The organism is Arthrobacter sp. zg-Y179 (genome assembly GCF_020907345.1).
Classification (GTDB): Bacteria; Actinomycetota; Actinomycetes; order Actinomycetales; family Micrococcaceae; genus Arthrobacter_B; species Arthrobacter_B jinronghuae.
On the sequence record NZ_JAJJOB010000010.1, the window covers coordinates 474,476 to 494,650 of the forward strand.

Annotated in this window: 19 protein-coding genes, 1 tRNA gene, 1 pseudogene and 1 riboswitch; of the genes and pseudogenes, 7 read left to right on the plus strand and 14 right to left on the minus strand. The window is 65.9% G+C overall.

Annotation, left to right across the window (positions count from 1 at the left end):
- Nucleotides 1-46 precede the first annotated feature (46 nt).
- Nucleotides 47-850: an inositol monophosphatase family protein gene (locus LOC56_RS13395; protein WP_229952728.1), complete on the minus strand. Its 804-nt coding sequence runs from the start codon at nucleotides 848-850 to the stop codon at nucleotides 47-49.
- A 91-nt stretch (nucleotides 851-941) separates the two neighbouring features.
- Here LOC56_RS13395 and LOC56_RS13400 point away from each other — a divergent pair, with 91 nt between their 5' ends.
- Nucleotides 942-1,580, plus strand: coding sequence for a hypothetical protein (locus tag LOC56_RS13400; RefSeq protein ID WP_229952730.1), 639 nt, complete (start codon nucleotides 942-944; stop codon nucleotides 1,578-1,580).
- 21 nt (nucleotides 1,581-1,601) lie between these two features.
- On the opposite strand, the pseudogene LOC56_RS13405 reads toward LOC56_RS13400, so the two are convergent.
- Nucleotides 1,602-3,563: pseudogene (locus LOC56_RS13405) on the minus strand (MMPL family transporter); the annotation flags it as partial.
- An 84-nt stretch (nucleotides 3,564-3,647) separates the two neighbouring features.
- Here LOC56_RS13405 and LOC56_RS13410 point away from each other — a divergent pair.
- Complete coding sequence (locus LOC56_RS13410) at nucleotides 3,648-4,181, plus strand: MarR family winged helix-turn-helix transcriptional regulator (protein WP_229952732.1); 534 nt, start codon at nucleotides 3,648-3,650, stop codon at nucleotides 4,179-4,181.
- A gap of 32 nt (nucleotides 4,182-4,213) precedes the next feature.
- Nucleotides 4,214-4,287, plus strand: a tRNA-Arg gene (locus tag LOC56_RS13415).
- A gap of 29 nt (nucleotides 4,288-4,316) precedes the next feature.
- On the opposite strand, the gene LOC56_RS13420 is transcribed toward LOC56_RS13415, so the two are convergent.
- From LOC56_RS13420 to LOC56_RS13430, 3 genes are all read right to left on the minus strand, one after another.
- Nucleotides 4,317-5,222 (minus strand): carbohydrate ABC transporter permease, encoded by a 906-nt coding sequence (locus LOC56_RS13420; RefSeq protein ID WP_229952734.1) that lies wholly within the window; start codon nucleotides 5,220-5,222, stop codon nucleotides 4,317-4,319.
- Between the two features lies 1 nt (nucleotide 5,223).
- On the minus strand, nucleotides 5,224-6,147 hold the full coding sequence (locus LOC56_RS13425) for a carbohydrate ABC transporter permease (protein ID WP_229952735.1): 924 nt from the start codon (nucleotides 6,145-6,147) through the stop codon (nucleotides 5,224-5,226).
- Nucleotides 6,148-6,211: 64 nt separating this feature from the next.
- Entirely contained in the window at nucleotides 6,212-7,450 is a 1,239-nt protein-coding gene (locus LOC56_RS13430; RefSeq protein WP_229952736.1) for an extracellular solute-binding protein, read from the minus strand.
- A gap of 355 nt (nucleotides 7,451-7,805) precedes the next feature.
- Between LOC56_RS13430 and LOC56_RS13435 the strand changes: the two genes are divergently transcribed.
- From LOC56_RS13435 to LOC56_RS13445, 3 genes are read left to right on the plus strand one after another with little or no spacing between them, the layout of a single operon-like run.
- Nucleotides 7,806-8,033 carry a hypothetical protein gene (locus LOC56_RS13435; RefSeq protein WP_229952737.1) on the plus strand — a complete coding sequence of 76 codons (228 nt, stop codon included), beginning with the start codon at nucleotides 7,806-7,808 and terminating at the stop codon, nucleotides 8,031-8,033.
- On the plus strand, nucleotides 8,030-8,884 hold the full coding sequence (locus tag LOC56_RS13440; RefSeq protein ID WP_229952739.1) for a class II fructose-bisphosphate aldolase: 855 nt from the start codon (nucleotides 8,030-8,032) through the stop codon (nucleotides 8,882-8,884). Before LOC56_RS13435 ends, LOC56_RS13440 begins: the two co-directional genes overlap by 4 nt.
- Nucleotides 8,885-8,890: 6 nt before the next feature.
- Nucleotides 8,891-9,694 (plus strand): DeoR/GlpR family DNA-binding transcription regulator, encoded by an 804-nt coding sequence (locus LOC56_RS13445; RefSeq protein ID WP_229952741.1) that lies wholly within the window; start codon nucleotides 8,891-8,893, stop codon nucleotides 9,692-9,694.
- A gap of 3 nt (nucleotides 9,695-9,697) precedes the next feature.
- Here LOC56_RS13445 and LOC56_RS13450 read toward each other — a convergent pair whose 3' ends face one another.
- A complete protein-coding gene (locus LOC56_RS13450; protein ID WP_229952743.1) occupies nucleotides 9,698-11,593 on the minus strand; it encodes an ABC transporter ATP-binding protein in 1,896 nt (631 codons plus the stop codon).
- A gap of 196 nt (nucleotides 11,594-11,789) precedes the next feature.
- On the opposite strand from LOC56_RS13450, the gene LOC56_RS13455 reads away from it, so the two are divergent.
- The gene (locus LOC56_RS13455; RefSeq protein ID WP_229952745.1) at nucleotides 11,790-13,502 is read left to right on the plus strand and encodes an ATP-binding response regulator; all 1,713 of its coding nucleotides are present in this window, start codon (nucleotides 11,790-11,792) and stop codon (nucleotides 13,500-13,502) included.
- 20 nt (nucleotides 13,503-13,522) lie between these two features.
- On the opposite strand, the gene fdhD is transcribed toward LOC56_RS13455, so the two are convergent.
- The 8 genes from fdhD to LOC56_RS13495 form a co-directional block, all read right to left on the minus strand.
- Nucleotides 13,523-14,368, minus strand: a complete 846-nt coding sequence (gene fdhD / locus LOC56_RS13460) for a formate dehydrogenase accessory sulfurtransferase FdhD (RefSeq protein ID WP_229952747.1) — start codon at nucleotides 14,366-14,368, stop codon at nucleotides 13,523-13,525.
- 92 nt (nucleotides 14,369-14,460) lie between these two features.
- Entirely contained in the window at nucleotides 14,461-15,756 is a 1,296-nt protein-coding gene (locus tag LOC56_RS13465; protein ID WP_229952748.1) for a molybdopterin molybdotransferase MoeA, read from the minus strand.
- The gene (locus LOC56_RS13470) at nucleotides 15,753-16,037 is read right to left on the minus strand and encodes a DUF6457 domain-containing protein (protein WP_229952750.1); all 285 of its coding nucleotides are present in this window, start codon (nucleotides 16,035-16,037) and stop codon (nucleotides 15,753-15,755) included. The genes LOC56_RS13465 and LOC56_RS13470 overlap by 4 nt, the downstream gene beginning before the upstream one ends.
- A gap of 36 nt (nucleotides 16,038-16,073) precedes the next feature.
- A complete protein-coding gene (mobA, locus tag LOC56_RS13475; protein WP_229952751.1) occupies nucleotides 16,074-16,715 on the minus strand; it encodes a molybdenum cofactor guanylyltransferase in 642 nt (213 codons plus the stop codon).
- A complete protein-coding gene (locus LOC56_RS13480) occupies nucleotides 16,715-17,215 on the minus strand; it encodes an HNH endonuclease (protein ID WP_229952752.1) in 501 nt (166 codons plus the stop codon). Before LOC56_RS13480 ends, mobA begins: the two co-directional genes overlap by 1 nt.
- A 263-nt stretch (nucleotides 17,216-17,478) precedes the next feature.
- Nucleotides 17,479-18,285 carry an NlpC/P60 family protein gene (locus LOC56_RS13485; RefSeq protein ID WP_229952753.1) on the minus strand — a complete coding sequence of 269 codons (807 nt, stop codon included), beginning with the start codon at nucleotides 18,283-18,285 and terminating at the stop codon, nucleotides 17,479-17,481.
- 18 nt (nucleotides 18,286-18,303) lie between these two features.
- Nucleotides 18,304-19,098 (minus strand): NlpC/P60 family protein, encoded by a 795-nt coding sequence (locus tag LOC56_RS16320; RefSeq protein ID WP_229952754.1) that lies wholly within the window; start codon nucleotides 19,096-19,098, stop codon nucleotides 18,304-18,306.
- Between the two features lie 3 nt (nucleotides 19,099-19,101).
- A riboswitch (cyclic di-AMP (ydaO/yuaA leader) is annotated at nucleotides 19,102-19,260 on the minus strand.
- Nucleotides 19,261-19,408: 148 nt separating this feature from the next.
- Entirely contained in the window at nucleotides 19,409-20,173 is a 765-nt protein-coding gene (locus tag LOC56_RS13495; protein WP_229952755.1) for a M23 family metallopeptidase, read from the minus strand.
- Nucleotides 20,174-20,175: the final 2 nt, after the last annotated feature.

A 20,175-nucleotide genomic window follows, 5' to 3' on the forward strand; every position in this document is an offset into this window, starting at 1 on the left:
GCACCCAAACCGTCCCCTCCGGCGGGAGCGGACCGGGCCGAAACGGTCAGCCGGAGGTCAGGGCGCCGTGGATCTCGCGGACCGCTGAGGCGGTGCCGGCAATGTGCCAACGGAAGCCATTCACTTCGACGACGGCGGTGCTGCCGCCAGCGGCTCGGACTATGGCCTTGCCCGGCAGCCAGTCCCATTCCGGGCAGCTGTGCTGGAACCAGGCGCCGGACTGGCCGGTGGCCACGCGGGCCAGGTCGCAGGAGCCGGATCCCATCATCCGGATGGTCGCTGCCCGCGAGGCCGCCGCCGTCCAGGGAGCGGTGACCTCGGGGCGGAGCAGCCAGGTGGGGTGGATGTAGGTTCCCGCGGACAGGCGGTCCAGCGGTTCGTCGTCGGGTGGCGCAATGACGGATCCGTTGACTGTGGCCGGGAAGCCTTTCCCGCCGATCCACAGCCGGTCTTCCTGCGGCTGGTAGATGGCGCCCAGCAGGACATCCGGATCCCCGGGCGGTTCGTGCGGACCGGGTTCGGACCGAAGCGCAATGGCCGAGCACCAGTAGGTGGAGCCGGCGAAGAAGTTGTAGGTCCCGTCCACCGGGTCGATGACCCAGGACCGGCCGGAGGCGCCCTGGTGGCTGGCACCCTCCTCCCCCACAATCCCGTCATCCGGGCGCAGTTGCCGCAGCCGGTTCACCACCAGGGCCTCAGCCTCGCGGTCCGCGGCGGTAACGACGTCGGACACCGAGGTCTTCTCGCTGGCGGTCAGCCCTTCCGAGCGCATGCGCAGGGCAAGCTGCCCTGCCTCCCGCACCAGCTCGGCGGCGAGGTCGAAGTCTTCGGGGGATGCAACGGCACTCATAGCCCCCAGCGTAGCCGCCCGCCTCCGCGCGGGACAGGCGCACCCAGGGCGGTTCCCCGGGGTGCGGGACCGCTGCGGCCATACTGTACCTATGGGAAAAACCGCCGCGCAGCGCGCCGCCAAACACGGACTCCAAGCCGGATCTCCCCGCACGGGCGCCCCGGGAGCAACAAGTGCACCCGCGGGGCCGCAGGGCAAAAGCAGCCCGGGGCTGCTGGTCATTGCGGGCGTGGTGGCCACACTGTTCCTGTTCTGGTACCTGCACCTCATGGTGCCGGGCCAGTTGTCCGAACTCGCGGACGGCCTGTCCATGCCCGATTCCATGGTCTTCGGCTACGGCGAAGACCACCTGGCGGCCCTGCGCGGCGCCATGGACGAGGAAGCGCTGGGCCGGCTCAGTTACGTGCACAAGACGGCCGGGACGCTCTTTCCCCTGATCTTCGGCCTGACCTGGCTGCTGATCATCGGCCTGAACACCCAGCGCCGGGCATTGCGCTGGGTGCTCTTCAGTGCGCCGATCCTCTTTGTGGTGGCCGACCTGTGGGAGAACATCGCCATTGACAATGCCCTCGGTGCCGCCGAACTAACGGGCGGAGATGCCGCCCTGGCGGGCACGCTGACCGTCGCCCGCTGGATCCTGCTGGGACTCAGCCTCGTGGCGTCCGTGGTGTCCGTCTTTACCCGCGGGGTTGGACGGCCACCAGAACTTGTCACCCAGCACAAAGGTTAGGGCCGGGACCACGACGGTCCGCACCAGCAGCGTGTCGAACAGGACACCGATGGCCACGATGATGCCCACCTGGGTCAGGGTCACCAGCGGCAGGACGCCGAGGACCGCGAAGACTGCCGCCAGCAGGATGCCGGCGCTGGTGATCACGCCGCCGGTGGAGCGCAGGGCCGCCAGCATGCCCTGCTTGGTGCCCATGGTGGCTGCGTTTTCCCGGGCGCGGGTGGTCAGGAAGATGTTGTAGTCCACACCCAGGGCCACCAGGAACAGGAACGAGTAGAGCAGTGTCTGCACGTCCATGGCCGGGAAGTCGAGCACGTTCTCGAACAGCAACCAGCTCAGACCGGTTGCGGCCAGGAACGTCAGCAGCACGGAGGCGACCAGCAGCACCGGCGCCACCAGGGACCGCAGCAGGATCATCAGCACGAGGAACACCAGGGTGATCACGGAGGTGCCCACCAGGACGGTGTCGTGCTGGTTCGCGGCCAGCTGGTCCACCCGTTCGGCGGCCTCGCCGCCTACCAGCGCCTCATAGTCCTCACCGGCAAGGTCGTTCCGCAGGTCGGTGATGAAGGTGTTGGCTTCGTCGGTGCCGGCCTCGTACCCGGTGACCAGTTCCACCCGGGTGCGTCCGTCGTGCTCGGTGCCGGGGGTCGCAGCGGTGACGCCTTCGATGCCGGAGAGCTGCGCGACGGCGTCGTCCGCCGAGTCGGTGTCCACCAGGACGGTGACGGGTGAGGATGAGCCGGCCGGGAAGCCTTCGGACAGGGTTTCCGCAGCGGTGACTGCCTGGGGCTTGTCCCGGAACTGCTCGTTTTCACTCAGGCCGATCTGCAGGGTGAACAGGGCGCTGCCCAGGGCCAGCAGTACCAGGACGGCCGTGCCGGCAATGGTCTTGGGCCGGCGTGCGGTGGCTTCACCGAGGCGGCCCCAGAACTTGCCTTCCTTGGCCGGGTCCCCCACCTTGGGGACAAAGGGCCAGAACAGTTTGCGGCCCAGCAGCACCAGGGCCACGGGCAGCAGGAACAGTGCACTGAAGATGGCCAGGACAATGCCGATGGCCGCCGAGAAGCCGAGGCCGCGGTAGCTCTGGGTATCGGCGAACAGCAGGGTGAGCAGGGCCAGGATGACGGTGCCGCCGCTGGCAATGATGGCTTCGCGGGTGCGGGTCAGGGCCTTGCGCATGGCCTCGTACACGGAGTCGTGGACACGCAGTTCCTCCCGGTACCGGGCAATGAGCAGCAGGGCATAGTTGGTGGCTGCACCGAAGACCAGGACGCTGGTAATACCTACGGCGGACGGATCCACGGTGATTCCCGTGGCCGGGGCCAGCAGGTCCACTACCTTGGCGGCCAGCTGTTCGATGGCGCCGACAATCGCCAGCGGCACGATCCAGAGCCACGGTGAACGGTAGGTGATCAGCAGCAGTACGGCGACGACGCCGGCGGTGACGGTCAGCAGCACGAAGTTGGCGCCGGAGAACACTCCGGCCAGGTCAGCACTGAAGGCCGCCCCGCCGGTCAGCTCCGCCTTGACCCCCTCGGGGGCGGCATCGGAAACGGCGGTCCGGAGCTCTTCCACCTCCGCAGAGACGGCGTCGCTGTCGTCGGCGGCAGCCTGCAGCGTCAGCGGAACAATCGCGACCAGTCGGTTTTCCGAAACCACCGGCGGAACCTGCGGCGGCGGACCCGAGGCTCCGGTCTCCGTAGCCGCCGCGTTGATCCCGGCAATGCCGGCAGTGTCCGCGTCCGTCAGCGGTCCGCCGTCCTCGCGGGAAACCACCACAATGGCGGAGGATTCCTGCGCGTCGGGGAACTCCTGGAGCAGGTCGGCGACCTGGGCGGACTGGTACTTGTCATTCAGCCCACCCACGTCGGTGGTGTCGTTTTCCTGTGCCGGCAGGGCGAACAGGCCAATGATGACGGCCACCCCGATCAGCAGCGTGATCCACGCCGTCTTGGCGTTCTTCACTATCCCTGCATACATGCGCTTCTCCAAGCCGTCTAAAGTATCTCCATTCGAAAGTATCTTAGATATAGAGATACTTCAATTCCCAGTTACTATTGGTTTGTGGAGGACAAAGAGCTACGGCGGGAGATCGTCGACGCAATCCGCGGCATGAGCCTGGATGGGCAGCGTGTCGCGGACGCCTTCGCGCACTCCAACGGCCTGAATGCCACGGACATGCGCGCCCTGGTGCTCATCATGGAGGCCGAGATGCGGCATGAGGCACTAACCGCCGGGCAGCTCAGCGCCAGGCTGGGCACCTCCTCCGGCGCCACCACCGCGGTGATCGACCGTTTGGAGCGCATCGGCCACATTCACCGCAACCGCAACCATGCGGACAGGCGGAAGGTCACCCTGCACTTCGAACCCCTGGCCATGCAGCTTGCCGGCGCGTACTTCGGCCCCCTGGGCGCCCTCACCAACGAGGTCATGTCCCGCTACACGGAAACGGAGCTGCGCACCATCCTGGGCTTTATGCAGGCCATCCGGGAGAGCTATGACCGCCACATCAGGGACCGGCAGCCCGACGGCGCCGCGGCCCCCGTCAACGACGGCGCTCCGGACGGGTTGCAACCAGGCACCGGGAGAAACGGGTAAGCTGGAACCGCCCGCCGGGAAGCCGGCGGTCCGCCCTCGTAGCTCAGTAGGATAGAGCGGCCCTCTCCTAAAGGGCAGGTCGTCGGTTCGATTCCGGCCGGGGGCACATTTTTGTTTAACGCCACCCGTTCCTGGCTACTTAACGGCGCCGGCCGTGAGCCCGCCGATCAGGCGCTTCTCGATGACCGCGAACAGGATAATTACCGGCACGATCGCCACGATCGAAACCCCAAACACGTATTGCCAGCTGGTGGCGTACTGGCCGATGAATTTAGTCAGCGCCACGGACAGCGGCTGGTTCTCTGCCGTGGACATGATGACCAGGCTCGCCGCGAATTCGTTCCAGGACGACACGAAGGTGAAAATCACTGCCGTTACGATCCCCGGCCAGACCAGCGGCAGGTTGATCCGGAAAAGCACCTTGAGCCGTCCGGCGCCGTCGATCTGCGCCGCCTCGTCAATCTCGCGGGGAACTGCGGCAAAGAAACTATGCATGATCCACAACGCGAAAGAAAGATTGAAAGCCGCGTTGATCAGGATCATGGCCAGCCAGGTGTCGTTGAGGTCCAGCCACAGCATCTGGCGGAAAAGCCCCGCGGTCAGCACCGCTGGCTGCAGCATCTGCGTCACGATCACCAGGAACAGGAAGACGGTCCGGCCCGGGAAGCGGAACCGGGCCGTGTAATAGGCGGCCGGCGTGGCCACCAGCAGCACCAGAAGAGTGGCAAACACGGCAATGATTACGGTTGAAACCAGGTTGTAGGTCAGAGGCGTTTCCGGTGTGTCCCACATGGACTGGTAGTTGCCGAACTGCAGGCCGTCCTGCGGAAGATATTCAGGCGGAACCGACAGGATCTCCGGGCGGGTTTTCAAGGAGCCGACGAGCATCACGAGGTAGGGCGTCAGGAACAGCAGAGCGATCACGGCACCGGCAGCGGTACGTCCCCACATCCGCCGGGCACTGACGTTGTCGGCATACCGGCGGGGGCGCGCAGGTGCGGGACCGGCAGTGCGGATCGGAGCCGGGGCAGCGATGGCCACTTCATGCCTCCTTCGTGGGTTTGACGATCTTCACGTACGCGGCCACGATCACCAGCACGACGGCGAAGTTCACCACGCTGAGCGCGCTCGCCACGTCCAGGCGCCGGTCAAACTGAAGCACTTTGAAGATGTACGTCATCAGGGTGTCCGCGCTGTAGCCGGGAATGGATCCCGTCATGATCCGCAGAATCGGGAGGTTATTGAAGACATTGATGATGTTGATCAGCACGGCAACTGCGAGCGCGCCGCGCAGCTGGGGCAGCACCACGCTGAAGTAGGTGCGCACCGGTCCGGCGCCGTCCATTTTGGCTGCCTCCAGGGCATCCCCGGGGACCGCCTGCATTCCGGCGAGCAGGGTGTAGGTGGTGAACGGAAGGGACACGAACACCCCCACCACGATGGCCGCGCCAAGGGCGGTGGCGACATTCTTGGTGAATCCGTAGGAGGCGTCCAGCAGCCCGACGTCGACCATAAACTTGTTGATGATCCCGTAGTCGCGGTCCAGCCCGTAGTAAAACACCGTTGTGGTCATGACTACGCTCGCTGCCCACGGGACCACAACGGCCATCCGGACGAGCGTTCGGCCCGGGAACGGCTTGTTGAGGAAGTTCGCCAGGGCCAGTGAAATGACCACGGTCAGGGCAACCACAACCGTCACCCACACGACGGTATTGAAGAGGACACGGGGCAGGTTGGGATCCTCGAAGACCGTCCTGAAGTTTGCCAGCCCCACGCCTTCCACGTTCGTGCCGGCCTGGCTGATGCGGCGGGTGGAACTGTAGATCATGTAGCCGGCGGGAAAAATCACCACGCCGAACACCAGGACCAGCACCGGGCCGATCCAGGGCAGGGCAGCCCATCCGCTTTCACTTTCGCGAAGCTTCTGCCGGCGAATCCCCGCACCCGGGTGGCGGACTGTAGTCATAGGCTCAAACCGTTCTGGACCAGGAGGGGCCGCATCGGCGGGACGCGGCCCCTCGGGGCGGGTGTCAGGCTGCGTCGGCCTTGGCCTGGATCTGCTCCAGTACTGTCTGTGCGTCCTGGTCCTCCAGCTGGCCCATAAGTGCCTTGAACGCTCCGTCTGTCGCGTTCCAGTCGGGGTTGGTGGTCGGGTAGAACTTGGCAGTCGGCAGCATGTCCAGGAACGGCTTCAGGCTTTCCTCCGAGCCCATGGCCTCCGATCCGCTCTTGGTGGTGGGAAGGAACCCCTCGGTCTCCACCCACTCCACGTAGTTGTCTTCGGCGTAGAAGAAGTCCATGAAGGCCTTGATCGCCTCCTGCTTGTCCTCGTCATTCTTGAAGGCCATCAAGCGGTCCGCGACTCCGAGGGTGGAAGGTTCGCCGCTGTTGGTGGGAACGTTGGCAATCCCGTAGTTCAGGTCCGGGTTTTCTTCCTCAATCTGGCCCACGGTCTGGGGAAGGGCGTAAACCATCCCGATCTGTCCCTGGGCGAAGACGTTGATCATCGGGGTGCGCTGGGTGGCGCCCGGATCCGGCTGGGTGGCACCGTCGCTGATCATTTTCTTCATGAACTCGGCTGCCTCGAGGTTCTCGGGCGTATTCACCGCGATCTCCGATTCGTCCCCAAAGCCGCCGCCGTTGCCTGCGAACCAGATGAGGCTTTCACCCTGCGCCTCTTCCGAGCCCAACGGCATTCCGTACCCGGGAACACCGGTAGCCGAAATCTTCTGGGCGGCTGCATGGAGCTCGTCCCAGGTGGTGGGAGGGGCCTGGATGCCTGCAGCATCGAACAAGTCCTGGTTGTAGAACAGGGCACGTACCGACGCGATCAGCGGTAAGCCGTACTGGGTGCCGTCGAAGGTCTCGTTTTCAGCGAATGACTCCTGGAAGTCGCTGATGGTGTCCTCGGAGGCCACCTCATTCGCCGGATAGAGCAGCCCCTCATCCGCAAAGGCGGAAAATGCGCCGCCGTTGTAAATGTCCGGGGCCTCGCCGGCCTGGATTTTCGTCTGCAGGACCGATTCCAGGTTTTCCCAGGACTCCACCTGCAGATTCACGCTGATGTCCTCGTTGGCGGATTCGAAATCTTCGATGACGCCTTCCCAGAGGGCCTTTGTGCCGTCGGAATAGCTGGGAACAAGCAGGTCCAGGGTAGTGGCCCCGCCTTCCTCGCCCGAGTCACCGCTTCCGCCGAAACCGCAGGACGAAACCGTGAGCGCTCCCACCGCAGCCATGGCCGCCAGGCCGGTTCGAAGTTTGCTCTTCATTGGATCCTCTTTCAGACAGTCACGGTCCGGGACCGTGAATCCGAGCCACGACGCCGGGGCCGCGGGACGGCCTGAGCACCCTTGGCTGATGATGGAACTTGATAGCAAGACAAGTTATTCGATCAGCGATTATCAGTTGATGGAAGATACTTGTCCACCGACCCCGGCCCGTCAAGGGGCTGGGGCCGCCCATTTGAAGAAAGATCTGCAACACCACACCTCTTGATGCGGTTCACCGCGGGATGTGTGCTGATCCGTGCCTGATTTTTTCTGATCTATGGACAGCAACTTCAATCAGGGCCCATCATGGACAAATTCTCGTCCAATCCGGAGGACCAGCCCAGAGGAGCCGAGCATGCCTGAATCCTTTACCGCCTCCCAGGCACCTGCTGCCGGGAGCTGGATGCGCCGGGAATTGCACTCGCAGCCGGACGTTTGGGAGCGTGCCATTGCCCAGGCGCATGCGGAGGACCTCCTTCCGCCCCCCGGCAAGCCGGCAGCCGGTGAAATCTCGCCGGAACACCGGTCCCTGATGCGCCGGATCACCGTGTCCCGGCACCGGAACGGAGAGGAACTCCGATGACCCTTACCTCCACCCGTGCGCTGATGGACCGTGCCGCTGCGGCCGGAACGGGCCTTGGGAGTTTCAACGTGCTGCACTTGGAAACCGCAGAAGCGATCGTCCAAGGCGCTGAAGCCGTGGGATTGCCGGTAATCCTGCAGATTTCGCAGAACTGCGTTGCTTACCATGGTTCGCTCGAACCGCTTGGGGCTGCCTGCCTGGCGGTAGCCGCCGGAGCCCGCGTTCCGGTGGCACTGCATCTGGACCATGCCGATGATGAAGAGCTGGTCCACGAGGCGGTCCGGCTTGGGTTCAGTTCGGTGATGTACGACGGCGCGCACCTTCCCTACGGCGAGAACGTGGCCGTAACCACCCGGGTCGTGAAACACGCCGAACCGTTCGGCGTCTACGTGGAGGCGGAGCTGGGCAGGGTGGGCGGCAAGCATGGGGCCCACTACCCCGGCGTGCGGACGGACCCTTTCGAAGCTGCGGACTTTGCCTTGTCCACCGGCGTTGACGCATTGGCGGTAGCTGTGGGTTCGTCCCATGCAATGACCACGCGCAGCGCCCGGCTCGATCTGGAATTGATCCGGGAACTCCGGGCCGCGTTGGACATCCCGCTGGTCCTGCACGGCTCCTCAGGCGTTCCCGATGCAATGCTCGTAGCTGGCATTGCTGCTGGACTGACAAAAATCAACGTTTCAACGCATTTGAACGGGTTTTTCACTCGTGCAGTGCGCCAGGTGCTCGGGAACGATCAGGACCTCGTCGATTCCAGGACGTACCTGTCCGCAGGCCGCAGCGCGCTGGCCTCCGAGGCCGGACGGCTGTTATCCCTCTTCTCCCGGACCGTCCCTGCGGACAAAGGCTGAAACTCGATGGAGAAAACCGAGCGGCTCAATGCGATCCTCGACCTCCTTGCCGCACGCGGGCACGTGCAGGTTGAGGAAATAGTAGTGTCGCTCAAAGTGTCCCCGGCTACGGCCCGGCGAGACTTGGACAGTCTGGCTGCGCAGCGGCTCTTGAGCCGGACCCGGGGCGGAGCAACCATGGAAGCAGTCGCCTACGATCTACCCACCCGATACTCGCGCGACGAGCATGCCGCTGAAAAGCAGGCCATAGCCCGGGCCGCGTGCGCCCTGGTGCCCAAGGGTGCCGTGATCGGCTTGTGCGGGGGAACCACCAGCACCGCCATCGCCCAGGCGCTGGGCATGCGGCGGGACCTGATGGAACCGTCAAACCGGCCGACCCTCACCGTGGTCACGAACGCCATCAACATCGCGGTCCAGCTGGTAGTCCGCCCCAATATCCGGGTCATGGTGACCGGTGGGGTCGTGAATCCGCGTTCCTATGAACTGGTTGGGCCCTACACCGACGTCATACTGCAGCGCGTGGCGCTGGATTTCGCGTTTGTAGGGGTCAACGGCCTGGATGCCGAAGTAGGTCCCACGGTCAGTGACGAAGGGGAAGCAGCCGTCAACTCACTGATGTCCCGGAGGGCATCGGAAACCTTCATCGTCGCCGATTCCTCCAAAATCGGAAACCGGAGTTTTGCCACGCTCACCGGATACGTCTTTAGCAACCTGATCACGGATAGCGGCATTTCCGACAGCGACAAGGCTGCCTTCGAGAGCCGCGGCACCCGGGTCCTCGTGGCACCGATGGAAGGCAGCATCAGCTAGGTATCAGTACAGGTCCGCGGAGTTCCGTTCCCCGTCCCGGGCCACGGCGAACTGGGTGTTGTACAGCTCCGCGTAGCGCCCGTCCCGCTCCAGCAGTTCCGCGTGGGTTCCCTGTTCCGCGATCCGACCGCCCTCGATGACCAGGATCCGGTCGGCATTCCGGATGGTGGAGAGCCGGTGGGCAATCACGACGGCGGTCCGCCCCTGCAGCGCCTCGCCCAAGGCGGCCTGCACAGCGGCCTCGGACGTGGAATCCAAAGCGGCGGTGGCCTCATCCAGAATCACGATCCGCGGCTGTGCCAGCAGCAGCCGGGCGATGGTCATCCGCTGGCGCTCCCCGCCCGAAAGCCGGTAGCCGCGCTCCCCTACCATCGTCTCCAACCCGTCCGGCAGGGACCGCACCATGTCCTCCAGCCGTGCACGGCGCAGCGCATCCCAGACTTGCTCGTCGCCGGCTTCGGGGTTGGCCAGCAGCAGGTTCGCCCGGATGGTCTCATGGAACAGGTGCCCGTCCTGGGTCACCATGCCCAGCGCCTGCCGGATGCCCGCAAAACTCAGGTCCCGCACATCGGTGCCGGAGAAGCGCACGGCACCCGAATCGACGTCGTACAGCCGTGCCAGCAGCTGCGCAATGGTCGACTTCCCCGCTCCCGAGGTCCCGACCAGGGCGACGGTCTGCCCCGGTTCAACGCGGAAGGACACGCCGTGCAGGACCTCCTCCCCGCCGCGGGTGTCCAGGACAGCCACCTCTTCCAGCGAGGCGAGGGACACCTTCTCCGCGGTGGGATAGGCAAAGCGGACGTCGTCGAACTCCACGCTCAGGGGTCCGGCCGGCACCGGTGCCGGGGATTCCTTCTCACGGATCAAGGGGCGAAGGTCCAGGATTTCGAAGACCCGCTCGAAGCTCACTACCGCGCTCATGATCTCCACCCGGGCGTTGGCCAGGGAGGTCAGCGGCGCATAAAGCCGGGTCAGCAGCAGCGCCAGGGTCACGACGTCGCCCGTGTTCAGGCTGCCCTGGAGCGCCAGATAACCGCCCAGCCCGTAGACCAGGGCCAGGGCCAGCGCGGACACCAGGGTCAGCGCCGTCACGAAGACGGCCTGCATCATTGCCATCTTCACGCCGATGTCCCGCACCCGCGAGGCGCGGAGGGCGAATTCGCGCGACTCGGCGTCGGGCCGGCCGAACAACTTGACCAAGGTGGCCCCGGGCGCGGAGAACCGCTCGGTCATCTGCGTGCCCATGGACGCGTTGTGGTTGGCAGCCTCTCGGCGGAGCGCGGCGAGCCGGCCGCCCATCCGGCGTGCCGGCAGCAGGAACACCGGCAGCAGCAGCATGGCCAGCACGGTCACCTGCCAGGAAGTTCCGAGCATCACGATCAGGGTCAGCACCAGCGCGACGACGTTGCTCACCACGCCGGAAAGGGTTCCGCTGAAGGCCTGCTGGGCACCGATTACGTCATTGTTGAGCCGGCTGACCAGCGCACCCGTGCGCGTGCGGGTAAAGAAGGCAATGGGCATTTTCTGGACGTGGTCGAACACCGCGGTGCGCAGATCCAGGATGACGCTTTCGCCGATCCGCGAGGAAAACCAGCGCGTGGCAAGGGAGACTGCCGCGTCCGCCACAGCTACGGCGGCAATCAGCAGGGCCAGCCGGATCACGACGCCCGGCGCGGTGCCGGCCACGATGGAGTTGACCACCTGCCCGGCCAGGACCGGCGTCGCCACGGCCAGGAACGCGCCCACCACGGACAACAGAACGAACCCCAGGAGCCGGGTCCGGTAGGGAGCGGCAAAGCGGACAATCCGCTTCAAGGTATCCCGCGAAATCTTGCCGTCTACGCCTTTGGCGCGGGAGATCTGCATCAGCGAACCCCACGCTGCGCCTTCCATGCTCATGTCTGTTCCTCCGATATCCGCACGTTCCAGCTTAAGCCCGTCCGGAGGACGTTCCCGGCCGATCGCTAGTGGCTGAAACTGCTGCGGAATCCGTTCCCGAGGGCACAGTGAACCAAGTCACTGTTTTGTCTCCGGGCGCTGGTACACTTCGAATCGCTGCCCCTGGAGCTGAACCGGGCACCGACGAAAGGCCGCAATGCCCCCGGCACTCAAACCCTTCGCCGCCCCCACGGGCGACGCCTCTTCGGAGGGCAACATTCCCGGCACACAACCGCGTCCCACGGCGCTGGTTGCCGTTGAACAGCCCGAAGTCTTCTCCGTCGTGGCCGGAATTCTCGCCGATGCGGGCCTGGACGCAGTGCCCGTGCTGGACCTGGACGAGGCCATGGAAGCCGCCCGTGCCGGCTCGCCGGTGTTGGCGGTGGTGGATTCCACCATCCGCCAGGTTGCCGGAATGGACATGCTCAAGCGTCTCCGGCACGAACCGGCCATGATCAAGCTGCCGGTCATCCTCGTGGCAGGCGAAGCCGGGCTGGACATGGATTTCATGGTTGACCTGGGCATCGCCGACTTCGTGGCCAGCCCCGTGGACCCCGAGGACCTGGCGCGCCGGGTCAACCTCATCCTGGCCACCGCGCGGGCACGCAGGGAGCGGCGGGCGGCCACATCGCGGCTGCGCGAGGACACGCGCCGCATTTCGGCCGCCATTCGGGCCACGAACGATCCGCAGCAAATGGCGCAGGTAGTGGTTCACGGGCTCGGAGCCACCTTCGAAGCGGACCATGTACTGCTGGTGACCTTCCCGGATGAGCGCGTTCCGGAACTGGCGGTGGCGTGGAGCCGCGAGGACACCTCCGGGGGCATTCCCGCGTTGAACGCACATACCACCGGCGAGCTGGCCGAAACGCTCTGGGAGCGGGGCCGGGGAATGGCGGTGGAAGACCACGGTCAGCCCGCCGATGAGCCGGTATCGATAAGCGCGGAATCACGGGATGCCGGGCTGCGGACCTCCGTGATTGTGCCGCTCGGCCACGGGGACAAGGCCTTCGGGCTGCTCTGGCTTGCCGGCGAGGGTGCCCCGCGGGACTGGACGAGCACGGAGATCTCCCTGATCCAGCATGTCAGCGGAAACCTGGCGCACGGCCTCGTGCAGGGAAACCTCATTACCGCGCAGCGGATGGTGCTCAAACGCCAGCGTGACCTGGACCAGGCCAAGACCGATTTCGTGGCCACGGTCAATCACGAACTGCGGACACCGCTCACCTCGATCACCGGCTACCTGGACCTCATCCTCGACGGCTCCGGCGGGGACATCCCGGACGACGTCGCGCAGATGCTCAAGATCGTTGGCCGCAATGCCGTTCGGCTCAACCAGCTGATCAGTGATCTGCTGACCATCTCCCGGCAGGATGCGGATGAGACCAACCTCGAGGTGGAGGAAGTGGACCTGGAAGAACTCCTGCGCGCCGTTGCCGCCTCGCTGGCACCGGCCGCCGGGGCCAGCAGCCTGAACCTGCGGTTGGAGCTCGGCTCCGATCCCTTGCTGGTCGACGGAGACCGCGCCCAGTTGGAGCAGGTCTTCACCAATCTCTGCTCCAACGCCGTGAAGTTCACGCCGGCCGGCGGAACCGTGCAGGTCAGTGCCGCGCTGGTTACACCGGACGGCGCCGGCCCCGTTGTGCGGGTACAGATCCGCGACACCGGCATCGGCATCCCGGAAGCGGACCTGCCCAATCTGTTCCGGCGTTTCTTCCGAGCCTCCAACGCCACCTCCGCAGCCATCCCCGGCACCGGTCTGGGCCTGGCCATCGTCCAGGACATTGTGCTTCAGCACGGCGGGGACCTGGGGATTGCCTCGAAGGTGGGCGAGGGCACCACGGCCACGGTCCAGCTTCCCGCCGCCCGCTAGGTGCCGGCCGAGGACTGCGGCTAGACGGGTGCGGGGGCGGCGGCCAGGATCCGTTCCGGCGCGGAATAGCAGTTCAGGGACGTACCGCGGCTGAAACCGATCAGCGTCAGTCCTGCGTCCTTGGCCAGGTCCACGGAAAGCGCGGACGGCGCACTGACGGCGGCGAGCACCGGGATACCCGCCAGTTGGGCCTTCTGGACCAGCTCGAAGGACGCCCGTCCGGATACCTGCAGCACCATGCCGCGCAGGGGCAGCATTCCGGCCCGCAGGGCCCAGCCCACCACCTTGTCCACCGCGTTGTGCCGGCCAACATCCTCGCGCAGGCACAACAGCTCACCCTCGGCGTTGAACAGACCCGCCGCGTGGACGCCCCCGGTCCGGTCGAAGACTTTCTGGCCTTCGCGCAGCCGGTCCGGCAGGGCCGCCAGCATGTCCAGCGGGAGCCTCACTCCGTCCGAGGACGGATCGAAGTGCGACGACTTCCGGACCGCCTCGATGGACGCCGTTCCGCAGATGCCGCAGGAGCTGGAGGTATAGACGTGCCGTTCCATCCCGGTGTCCGGGAGAGGGGTACCCGGCCGGAGCTGGACGTCCACCACGTTGAAGGTCTGCTTGCCGTCGTCATCGACTCCGGCGCAGTACCGCAGGCTAATGAGCTGAGCCGGATCCCAGATCACCCCTTCTGAGACCAGGAACCCGGCCACCAGGTCAAAGTCGTCGCCGGGGGTCCGCATGGTGACGGTGAAGGACTTACCCATCACCCGGATTTCCAGCGGTTCCTCCCCCGCCAATACGTCGTCCCGCCGGCTGACGGTCCCGTCCAACCGGAAGCGTGTGACCCGTCCTCGCTGGGTAACCCGTCCCATGGTGTCTCCCTGTCTTTAGTGCATTGACTCTGGTTCCGGGTGGCCGGGGCTCCCCGGGATGTCCTGCTCGCCGGGCATACCGGTGTCCGGGCTTATCCGGACGGTGCGCGGTTGACCTGCCACGGCAGGGGCAGCGCCATCACGGCCTGGTCCCTGATGCAGCCCTCCGGCGGCACCACCATAACGGCGTCCGCCTCGGCCAGTCCGCGGAGCATCCCGGAGCGGAAATACGGCGAAGGCATGGCCCGGTCTTCCTGGATGCTGCAGGGAACCAGCCGGGTCCTTCCGGGCAATGGTTCCAGATCCACACCGGCAAGGACATGCCGTTCACGGGAAATCGGTGCCCCGCGGAGTCCGTCCAGCAGCGGTTGGACGATCGTGAAGACGGCCATCATCGCGGCCAGCGGGTTGCCGGGCAGCGCTACCAGCAGGCGGCCGTCCTGCAACCGGGCCAGCATCGTGGGATGCCCCGGACGCATCGCGATGCCGTCAATGAGGAGTTCAGCCTCGACCTCTTCCAAGGCACGGCGCAGGTGGTCCGCATCCGACCGTCCGGTGCCGCCGGTAGTGACGAGGACGTCTCCGGAAGACATTGCGATGGAGAGTTCATCCGTGGCTTCGCTGCTCAGCGCCGCCACTACATCCTCCAGCCGGTCCGGCAGGCGCCGGACGACGTCGATGCGTCCGCCCAGCATCGTGATCAGCTGCGGCAGCTGGGGTCCAAAGGTGTCCCGGACCTGTCCCGGCTCGGGCAGGCCGGCTTCGATGACTTCGTCTCCGGTCAGCAGCAGGGACACGCGCGGGGAGCGCAGCACCGGCAGGGTGTCATGTCCGCACACCGCAGCCAGCGCGATATGCGCCGGGTTGAGCAGCTTGCCCGCAGGGATGGTGGTCTCCCCTGCTGCCGCCTCTTCTCCGGCCGGGCGGATATGTTCGCCGGCACTCGGTTCCGACTCCTTTGCCTGGTCGCTGAGCGTCAGCTGCGGCGGCGTTGTGGCCGACACCGTGCCGCTTTCGGAGCGCAGGACGGCCTCGGCACCCTCGGGGATAAGCCCGCCGGTGAGGATCTGCACCGCCTCCCCCGGCTGAAGGGCGCGGCGGCCCGATTCGCGGTGGATCTGCCAGCGTTCCACCTCGGGTTCCTCATGGGTAATGACAGTCCACGGCGGCGGCCCCGCGACAACCCATCCGTCCATGGCGGCGGAGGCGTAATGCGGTACCGGCTGCAGGGCACTCGTTTCGAGGGCCAGGATCCGGCCGAGTGCCTCGTCGAGGGGCACCGTCTCATACGGCAGTGGACGGGCCGCCGCATAGGCGGCGTGGCGGGCCTGCGCCCAGGACGCATTGGGCTGGGCCGGCAGGATGACGGGTGCGGCATGTTCGCTCATTTGGCATCTCCTTCCGCTGCGGCGTTCCGGCACTGTTCTGTGGCTACGGCCATGGCCGATTCCATGGCGACGGCGTCGCCGGCCTGGCCGCTGCCGGCGGCGAGGCCCGCCGCGTATCCGACAATGAAGGTGGTCAGCGGGGCGGCGGGCCGCACCACGCTGTGCGCCGCAGCTGCAGCCAGATCGAGGACAGCGGAGACATCCACCGGTGTGCCCTCGAGTTCCAGCGCCTGCAGCAGCCTGCCGCTCCACGCCTCGAGTTGTTCCTGCTGGCTTGCCATTCGTGCTCCTTCGTTTCGCTTGGGGACCGCCCGGTGCTACGGCAGGTCCCCGGCGCTCACACCCAAGGTTTGTGCATCGTTCCAGGTGTCAACATCGGCTGTACTCGTCGGGGGAACATCAACACCCCTCCATTGCACCCTAGCAAGCAACGCCTTCATGGGCTTGTTCGCTAGACCCTCTGCGGCCAGGGAATCAACAGCGGCGCGCAGGTCCGCTGTGCGGTAAAGCGCTGCCAGCGGCTGGCGGGTGCCGCTGGAATCCACTGCCAGCAGGCTCTCGGCGGGCGGCACGTCGGCTGCAGCCAGCAGGGCCCGGACGGCGGCGGCGATCTGCGGCATGTCGCAGGCCAGGACCATCGTCCAGGGGCTTTCGCCGCTGTCGACGTTCCCCTCGGCCAGGGCGACGACGGCGGCTCCGACCGCTGCTGCCGGCCCCGCGTAGGCGGGCTCCTCCCGGACCAGCAGGGGTCTCCCCGGGGATCCGGCCAGCACTGTGGAACCGAGCAGCTTCGACAGTTCCGGCGGCCCTGCGACGGCAGTGCTGCGCGCATCCTGGACTGCGGCAAGGGTGGTTTCCAAGAGGGTTCGGTCCCCGGCCAGAAGCAGCGCCTTGGGCGTGCCGCCAAGGCGCGTGGAACGGCCGCCAGCCAGGATGACTGCGTCATAAGCGGTGGACATCAGGCAGCCGTGTCATTCTGCAGGAACGGGTCCCACTGCGGCGACGGACGTTCAAGCTCGCGGATCTGCCAGCGCGCACCCCGGGGTGCCTTGGGAGATACCCGCAGCTCCCAGCCAAGCTGGGCCAGCGTCCGGTCCCCTTTGCTGTTGTTGCAGCGCAGGCAACAGGCCACCAGGTTTTCCCAGCTGTCATCGCCGCCGCGGGACCGCGGGACCACGTGGTCCACGGTCGCCGCCGCCTTTCCGCAATAGGCGCATTCATGGTTATCCCGGCGCAGGACGCCCCTTCGGGTGGCAACGGTACCCTCCCGGTAAGGAATCTTCACGTACCGGTGGAGCAGGATCACCGAAGGTCGAGGGAGGATTTCGTTGGGCCCGATCACGGGCTCGCCGCTTTCCGCCACCACACTCGCCTTTCCATTCAGGACCAGCACCAAGGCGCGGCGGAAAGTGATCACGGCCAACGGTTCATATCCAGCATTCAGAACGAGAGTGCGCATGCACATACCTCTTCGCCTGCCGCCCGCGAACCGGTGAGTACAAGACACCGCTCCGCCAAGGGCACATCGGATTGTCTATGCAAGAGTAGAACGCGATCGCCGTCTTGGCCATTTATGCCGGTGGCACAGGGGCCCGGCCCCGGCCAGCAGTACGTCGCCTGCGTCCGTGCCCGGGCTGCGGTTCAACAAGGTTTAACAGGGTTTAAGCAGGCAAGGCCCCTCCCGAAGGAGGGGCCTTGCCAGGATGCTGTGCCGGGAGCTGCTTAGCCGCCCACGCGGATGTAGACGCCGCCGGAGCCGAGCTCGGCCGGAGCCACAACGGTGGATCCGCCGTTGAAACCGCCGTGCACTGCCTGACCGCCGCCCACGTACACGGCGATGTGGGCCATGCCCATCCCGCCGTCTGCGTAGTAGATAAGGTCACCGGGGATGGCCTCAGCTGCGCTCACCGTCCGTCCAAGGGAGAGGTAGCTTGCAGGCCAGCCGTGGTGGTTGATTCCGGCCGCTGCCAGTGCATTGGTAACCAACCGGGTGCAGTCCTGCCCGATGCCCAGCTGCGCGTAGGCAGCAGCTGCAATGGTGGATGCCACACCGGAAGGTGCGCTCTGCACGGGCTGAACTGCGGCCGGTGCGCTGAGGGTTGTCGCCTGAGCAGCAGGAACCGTGTTGGCAGCAGCACGCGTGCCGGCAGGGGCGGCAGCCGGTTTCGGAGCCGAAACGGCAGCAGGTGCAGCAGCTTCGGCAACCGGGGCTACCGGTTCCGGCACGGGTGCCGGGGTGGTGCCGGCAATGCTGTCGCGTTCGAACGAGACCGTGGCGTTCTCGGAGACCTGGAGGGCCTTGACCGAAGAAAGATCCAGGGTGCTTGTCTGGACGTCGCGCACGGCGTCCGCCCCGGAGGCATTGGCCGCAACACCGGTGGTCAGTACCAGCCCGGAGGCTGCCGCGATCACGGCGGCCTGGCGGCCCACCGTTCCGGCGTTGGCACTGACGGCGCCGGCAAGGGCGCTCAGCGTAGTGGTGCGTTCCACCGGCGCCCGGTGGCGGGCGCGCTCAATTGTCGAAGTCATGATGTCTCGAAACCGGGCTTAGCTGACGCGGACGAAGCTGGCGCCCGGCAGATCGGAGAGTGGGTGCAGGCCGGTGTTCATACCGTTCAACCCGCCGCTGACTACCTGGCCGTTGCCGACGTAGATCGCAACGTGGCCGCCGGTGATCACGAGGTCGCCGGGAGCCGGAGTGGAAACTACGGAACCGAACTGGAAGAACTGGCCGGGGGCCAGATCGCCGACGGACTTGCCGACGGAGCGCAGTGCCTTCTCGACCATGGCGGTGCAATCCTGTGCCACACCGATCTGGCCGTAGGCCGAAGCAACCAGGCCGGCTGCGACGTTGCCGGAAGCCGGAGCTTCGACAGGAGCCGCCATGGAGGAGGCTGCCACTACGGCGGGGCCGGAGGCTGCCGGGGCGGTGCGGGCGGCTGCGGCATTCTTGGTGGCTGCTGCCTGGGCTGCTGCGGCCTGCGAGGCTGCGAGCTCTTCTGCTGCCTGGGCTGCGGCCTCTTCAGCTGCAACCTGTGCGCGGTATTCGGCACCGGAGGTGGAGCTGGGGGCAACCAGGGGAAGCTCGAACGGTGCGTTGGCGGGAGCGGTAACGCTGCCGGCCACGATGTTCAGCGGGGTTGCTGCGAGTGCCTGGCGGTCCGTGCTTACGGAAGCCTGTGCAGGAAGTCCGGCAGCCAGCACGAGGCCGGATGCTGCAACTACGACGGCGGCCTGGCGGCCTACGGTCCCGGCGTTGCTGCTGACTGCCTTGGAAAGTGCAGTGATCGGGTTGGTCTGTACGGTGGCAGCGCGACGGCGGCCGTGAGCGTGTGATGACACAAGTTTGCCTCTCCCAATTGCCTACGAGGTGAGCTGTCGGATTCGGATGGGAGTCACCCGGTTGCCCGGCCAATGGCCTTTTGCAACTTAACCCCAAGGGTTTCTTTCGAAACCCGAAATTGGTTCCCCCGCCTCTGCCATGCGATTCTGCGAACGGACTTCAAACAGTGGCAGAGCTAGGCGATCTGTTCGAAGGTGCCCCACCTTTGGCGAATCGGGCACGAGGATGAGCGTACAGCAACATTTGAGGTATGTCACGTTCCGATCACGAAATGATATTCAACTGGTTACAACCAATTGATTTAAGCGCTTACAACCAATTCAGCGGGTCCACTACTTCGCCGTTAACCATGACCTCGAAATGCAGGTGGCAGCCGGTTGAGGAACCGGTTGTACCGCTTGCGCCGACCAGGAATCCGCGGTCGACCTCGGTGCCCATGGTGACGGCAATGTTGGAAAGGTGGTTGTACGTAGTCTGCACTCCGTTGCCGTGGTCAATCACCACGCGGTTGCCGCCGCCGTAGGGATGCCAGCCGGCGAAGACCACGGTGCCGGATGCCGCAGCGTTGACCGCGGTACCGCAGACGGCGGCGAAGTCCTGCCCGTTATGCATCTCGCCGTGCTGCCCGGTAATGGGGCTGACCCGGTGGCCAAACCCGGAGGTCTGCACCAAAGAAGCGTCCAGGGGCGCGGACAGCGTGCCCTTCGCCGCGGCAGGGACCGCATGCGAGCCGGCCGCAACAGTAATGGAGGCCAGCTTGGCGTCCGGGTCATATTTGCTGCTCAGCCCGGCCCGGGCGAATCCGATATCAGCGTTCGGGTCCGCCGAGACGGGCGCGTCGATCGCCGCCGGCTCGAGCTGGACCGGATCGTCGGCCACCGCATGCGTGGGCATGGCGGCCGTGAGGATCAGGCCCGACGTGGCAGCGGTAATGGCCACCTTCTGGGCGGCACCGCCCACGGACACGGACTTTGTTTCGGCGCGCCGACGGCCTGACGGTGAGGCGTTGCGCGGGCGCGCAGGTGCAATAGGAGCTGACGCGCGGCGCCGGCCCGAAGCAGCATGCTTCGACAAGT